The sequence below is a fragment of the Rice orange leaf phytoplasma genome (assembly GCF_001866375.1).
Taxonomy (GTDB): domain Bacteria; phylum Bacillota_I; class Bacilli_A; order Acholeplasmatales; family Acholeplasmataceae; genus Phytoplasma; species Phytoplasma asteris.
Genome location: NZ_MIEP01000004.1, coordinates 191,578 through 197,634 on the forward strand (window position 1 = coordinate 191,578; position 6,057 = coordinate 197,634).

4 protein-coding genes are annotated in these 6,057 nt (G+C 27.4%); 2 read left to right on the forward strand and 2 right to left on the reverse strand.

Annotated elements, in window-relative coordinates; genetic code table 11:
- The first annotated feature begins 41 nt into the window (after window positions 1-41).
- Window positions 42-1,382 carry a pyruvate kinase gene (pyk, locus tag BHE82_RS01940; RefSeq protein WP_071345576.1) on the forward strand — a complete coding sequence of 447 codons (1,341 nt, stop codon included), beginning with the start codon at window positions 42-44 and terminating at the stop codon, window positions 1,380-1,382.
- Between the two features lie 127 nt (window positions 1,383-1,509).
- Here the strand turns inward: pyk and BHE82_RS01945 are convergent, their stop codons facing one another.
- Window positions 1,510-2,709, reverse strand: coding sequence for a hypothetical protein (locus BHE82_RS01945; protein WP_257608390.1), 1,200 nt, complete (start codon window positions 2,707-2,709; stop codon window positions 1,510-1,512).
- Between the two features lie 99 nt (window positions 2,710-2,808).
- Window positions 2,809-3,735: a hypothetical protein gene (locus BHE82_RS01950; protein ID WP_071345588.1), complete on the reverse strand. Its 927-nt coding sequence runs from the start codon at window positions 3,733-3,735 to the stop codon at window positions 2,809-2,811.
- A gap of 623 nt (window positions 3,736-4,358) precedes the next feature.
- Here BHE82_RS01950 and pepV point away from each other — a divergent pair.
- Window positions 4,359-5,735 carry a dipeptidase PepV gene (gene pepV, locus BHE82_RS01960; RefSeq protein ID WP_071345577.1) on the forward strand — a complete coding sequence of 459 codons (1,377 nt, stop codon included), beginning with the start codon at window positions 4,359-4,361 and terminating at the stop codon, window positions 5,733-5,735.
- The last annotated feature ends 322 nt before the right edge of the window (window positions 5,736-6,057 follow it).

Consider the following 6,057-nt stretch of genomic DNA (forward strand, 5'->3'; position numbering starts at 1 on the left):
CATTTTTATATTTTAAAAAACAAAAAAGGATGTAGTTATTCATGAACAAAACTAAAATAATTTGTACCTTAGGACCTGCTTCTTATGATAAAAACATTTTACAAGCCTTAATTCAAACAGGTTTGAATGTAGCAAGATTTAATTTTTCTCACGCTCAATACGAACAAACTAAACTTTTAATGAAAACCATTAAAACTATTAGCGATAAATTAGACAAACACACAGGACTTATGTTAGATACTAAAGGACCTGAAATTAGAACTCACGAATTTGATGGTGTAGTAACAATTCAAAAAGATTCTGAAGTAAAAATATCTATGACAGAAGTTTTAGGTAATGCTAAACTTTTTTCAGTTAGTTATTCTAATTTATACAATGAATTAAAAGTTGGCGATATGGTTAATATTGATGATGGATACTTATCTTTGGAAGTTGTAGGCAAAGACGAAGCCAAACAACAATTAGTTACTAAAGCCAAAAATACTCACTCCATCAAATCTCGTAGAGGTGTAAATGTTCCTAAAGTTAATTTAGAAATGGATTTTATTTCTCCTAAAGATTATCAAGATATTGTTTTTGCTGCCCAACAAGATTTTGATTATATTGCTGCTTCATTTGTTAGAAGAGCTCAAGATGTCAAAGATATTAGAAAAATTTTACAAGAACAAGGAAATTCCAACATCCAAATTATTTCTAAAATAGAAAATCAAGAAGGTGTTGATAATTTAGAAGAAATCATTCAAGAATCAGACGGTATTATGGTTGCAAGAGGTGATTTAGGAATAGAAGTTGATGGTGAATTAGTACCACTTTACCAAACACGTATGATTACTAAATGTTTAGAATACGGCAAACCAGTTGTAGTAGCTACTCAAATGTTAGAATCTATGCAAAGAAATCCGCGTCCAACCAAAGCTGAAACTTCTGATGTCTTTAATGCAGTTAGAGAAGGCACCACCTTTACTATGCTATCGGGCGAAAGTGCTTCAGGTGAATATCCTGTAGAAGCTGTAACTTATATGAAAAAAATTAATTATCAAGCTGAAAAAGTAGTTAATTATCAAGCTTTATCACAAGTATACCAACCTAAAAACTCCAAAGAAAACCTTTTATTAAGTGCTGTGGAATTGGCTTTACGCACCGATGTTAAAGCAATTGTTGTCTATGACTTAAAAGATGCTTATAATGTTTCTAAATTTCATCCATCCGTTCCTGTTTTGGCTTTAGTTAAAACTGAACAAGAAGCTCGTCGTTTAGTACTAAATTTTGGGGTTTGTCCTTTTGTTTCTGAAACCAAATTACAAACTAAATTGGAAGAACTTACCCAAAATCAAAGTAGTAATTGTCTTGTTGTTAAAGATGGGATGCTTTATTTTAAATAATAACATTAAATAACAACGAACCAAACATAAATCAAAAAAACATTCAAATTATAATTTAGGTAGTTATTACATCATATTTTATATTAAAAAAACAGTAGATTGAATTTGCAATCTACTGTTTATTTTTTTAAATTTTGTAAAAAAGTGTTTTTGATTGTCCTGTGTGTTTACAATATACATCAATTTTTCTAAGACTTTTGATATGAGTATTTGACAATAAACCTTCTATTTTGTAGTTATAAAAAGGAAATTTTAACTCTAAATTTAGTCCATCAAGTAAACAAGGCACTTCAATTTTACATTTAACAGGAAAAGTGGCAATAATTTCATTGGTGTTAATATTTTTTAAAGCAATGTGTTTGACATCCAAATAAGAAGGTCCACCCAAAAAACATCCTTTTTCATAAATAAGGTCAGTGCAAAAGTTGTTTTGAATAAAGTTTTTGTCATTAAAAGGACTTTCATCTTGCCAAAGAATATACATATTTTGAGCACCATTACCTAAAGTTTTTAATGCCTCCAAAGAATAACAATTATTATCTTTATTTCTTTTGCCTCCATCAAAATAAACTAATAAAAGGTTTTGGGGTATTGGTTCTTTGATGCGTGAATCAAAAAAAACTGTGGATTGGATAATTTGAGAATTATACAAACCATAAGAAAAGTTAATTCGATAATGTTGATTAGAAAAGTTTTTTCGTAACCATTCTAACGCCATATCTTTATCGCTTTTTTTCCCTAAATATACATTATAAATGTTCATTCCTTGGATTTGAGATTCCAATTGAGGTTTAATTTGATCACTAAATTGATTATCTAGTTCTTTGGGTTTGTTTTTTTCATTTTCCAAAAGTAAGATTTGTTCTTTTAAATCAATAATTTTTTGGTTTTGGTAAACTAGTTTTTTTTGCATCACTTTTATTTTATTTTTGGCTTTTTGTAAATGAGGATTTTTTTTGATAGTTTGTGTGTTGTTGTTTTGGTTAGGTTTGGGAGTTGATTTTAGTCTGTATTTGGGTGTTTCTTTTATTTCTTCAATTTCTGTTATTTGTGGATACAATGTTTTTTTCCCTTTTTGATTGGGATTATCTAAATTGTTTTCTTTTGCTTCTGGAGCTTGTTCTTCGATTTTTTCATTTTGGTTTTTTGGTAAATCTTGTAAATCATTATAATTAAAATTTTTAGAGGATAAAGAAGTATTTTTAGTAGAATTTTGTGAAGCTTCTAAAGCAAAAAAGTTATTTTGCCATCCTAACCAACCAAATATTATTAAAAGTATAGAAAAGATTATTATTACAATAATTATCTCTTTTTTAAAAGATGGCATTTTCAATTATATTTTTTTTCCAACATTTCTATTTTATTTTTTATAAATTTATAAATATAAAATAAAAAAGAGGCTATAAACCTCTTTGATATTTTTTAATTATGATTGAGTATTTCTTTTTTTAAAAATAACAAAAAGCAAACTTAAAAAAGTTATGGAAATTAATATAATGCAAGCAATAACAATATAAAATCCATAATCTGTTTTTTCGCTTGTTATTTTAGGAGATAATATTGTTTGTGAGTTGTTTTGCAACTCTTCTTTATTGGACATAGAAGTTGTTAATGTTTCAGATAAAGTATTGTCATCATTTAATAAAAGTGCGACTGCTTCTTTAACTTTTTGCATAACTAAGTCTCTAGTTGAATCTGGGTTTCCTGCTTCTTCTGCAATTACATTTTCAATTGTTTCATCTAATTGATTTTGTTTTATGGGTGAGTCAAATGGAATATTATATTTTTTTTTAACTTCTGCAATAAACTCTTCTTTATTTATTTTTTTAATTTGATAAGTTAATTTAGCTTTTCCTTTATATTTAGGAGATTTATCAAATGCTTCAATAGTTATATAACCTTTTGAGCGATCTTTTTTAGGAAAATGAACATCTTCTTTTGTAATTACTAAACCATTATTTTTACTTTTAATGGCATTTAATAAATCCTCATTAGAAATCAATGATTCACTGTGAATTTTATTTAATTCTATATCCCCTAAAGCTTTATTTTGAATTAAAACATTTAGGTCTTCTTTGACATTAAAAATAACTTCTACTTGACCTTTAATTTTTTTAGAATTTTCTTTTGCTTTGACAGTTGCTTTGTTATTGTTTATCGAAACAACTTCTAAATCGTCTCCAATAGCAAGACCATTTATATTTTTCTGATTTTTTACAATTTTTTCAATGATTTTTTTGTCATTTGGTGCACTTTCAAAAGATCCTATATTTTTTTCAATAGTGCTGATATCTATTGGTTCTGTTCCAGCAGCTTTTAAAGTGTAATTAAAACTTATTACAAATAAGATCAAAAGTAATAATGCACTTAAACAATAAATAAACCTTTGTTTTAAACAAGGTTGTTTTTGGTAAATATTTTTCAATGATTTTATTTTTGCTTTCTAATATCTTAATCTTTGCGAAATCCAAATGTACAAATTTGTAAAATGCAAAAAGTTTAAGATGAAATAAAGAATTTTAAACGAATTTATTACTAGCGGTTTTTGAAAATTTTTCGAATTCCTTTAAAATCCACTAATATTATAACTGAATCAAAACGAAAAAGAAACACTTTTTTATTTTTTTATAAAAAAAATATTTTTCTTTTTTTAAATGCTAAAATAATGTTAAAATTTAAGTATTAAGATGTAGATAAATTATAAAAATAAATGTAGAATTAATATTTTGTTTTCCGCCTTTCCCTCTTATTTTTGCTCAAATATCTGCTTATTATATGGATTAATATTGATTATTATGACTGAAATTAAAAAAAATACCTTATCTACGCTTACATTTTATTTTGTGTTTGTATTTTTGATTTTGCAAGTGTTTACAACAAAATATACAAACAAAAAACAACATAAGCAACAAACAAAAAAATTAAAATTAACAAAATTAACAAAAAAAATAAAAATAATAAAAAATAGGTTAGAAAATGATTGATTTTAAAAAAGAGGTTTTAAAAAGAAAAGACGCCTTAATTGAGGCTTTGCAAACATTATTAAAAATTAACACCGAACTTACCACCTTTGATCCTAATAGAACAGGCGCTCCTTTTGGCGAAGGAAATCAACAAGCCCTTGATTTTATGCTTGATTTAGGCTCCCAAAGCGGCTTTAAAACCCTGAATTTAGAAGGATACGCTGGTCATATTGAATACGGCAACCAAAAAGAATGGGTTGGTATGATTGGTCATTTGGATGTAGTGCCAGCAGGAACCGGTTGGACTTATCACCCTTATAAAGGTTTTATTGCCAATGAAAAAATTTATGGCAGAGGTGCACAAGATAATAAAGGACCTACAATTGCTGCTTATTTTGCTTTAAAAATCTTGAAAGAACTCAAATTGCCTTTATCAAAAAGGATTAAATTAATTTTGGGTGTGGATGAAGAAACTGGATTTCGTTGTATGAAACATTATTTTACTAAATTGCCTGAAGTGCCTGTGTCTGGTTTTGTTCCTGACAGCCATTTTCCTGCTATTTATTGCGAAAAAGGAATTGGGGATTTTACTTTTGAAGGCACAGTTTTAGATAATAGAATTGTAAGTATTCAAAGCGGGCAAGCCTCTAATGTTGTTCCTGATTTGGCACAAGCAGTTCTAAAATTTGATCCTAACTACTCAGATTTATTCCATAATTTTGTTAAAACCAACAGCATCAAAGCCACTTTAGAACCACAAGGCGATTTGTTAAAGTTTGAAGTTCACGGCGTTTCTGCGCATGGTTCGACTCCTGAAATAGGAAAAAATGCCCTTTATGATTTGATGAAAGTTCTTAAAGCATTGGGAATTACAAATACTTTGGTTGATTTTTTTGATCAATATTTGGTAGATAGTTTGGATGGAAAAAAATTAGGCATTAATCACTTTGATGAAGAAACTTATAATTTGGTTTGTTTTTCTGGAGTTTTAAAATTAGAAAATAATCAAGCTTTTTTAACTCTTAATTTAAGATATCCTAAAGGAATTACATTTGAAAAAATCCTTTTTCAATTGGAAAAAGCAGCCAAGAGCCAACATTTTTGCCTCAAAAATACCATTCATCATCCCATTATGTATGTTGATCCTAAAAGTGAATTAATGCAAACATTATTAAAAGTTTATCAAAAACATACTAATGATTTAGTTTCCAAACCTATGTGTGTGGGTGGTGGTTCTTTTGCAAAATGCGCCCCTAATTTAGTACCTTTTGGACCTACTTTTGTCGATGAAGTTTCTTTAATTCATCAAAAAAATGAATCTATTTCAATTGATAAATTAATTACCTTAACTGTCATTTACACAGAAGCTTTATATGAATTAGCAAAATAAAATTAACAACCTATTGTTTTTAAAACCAGACATTTGGCATCCAACTTTGCTACTTGCAAAAACTTCAAAAAATTAAAAATTTATCTCTATATTTCACAAAAATTTAAAAGTTCATTTTTTCATTACTTGTGTTTATAATTATTTTGATTATTTTGATACAAAAACATAAAAAAATTATCCATCCAAAGTTTTAAAGGGGTTATAAAAATGATTGATTTTAAAAAAGAGGTTTTAAAAAGAAAAGACGCCTTAATTGAGGCTTTGCAAACATTATTAAAAATTAACACTGAACTTACCATCTTTGATCCTAATAGAACAGGCG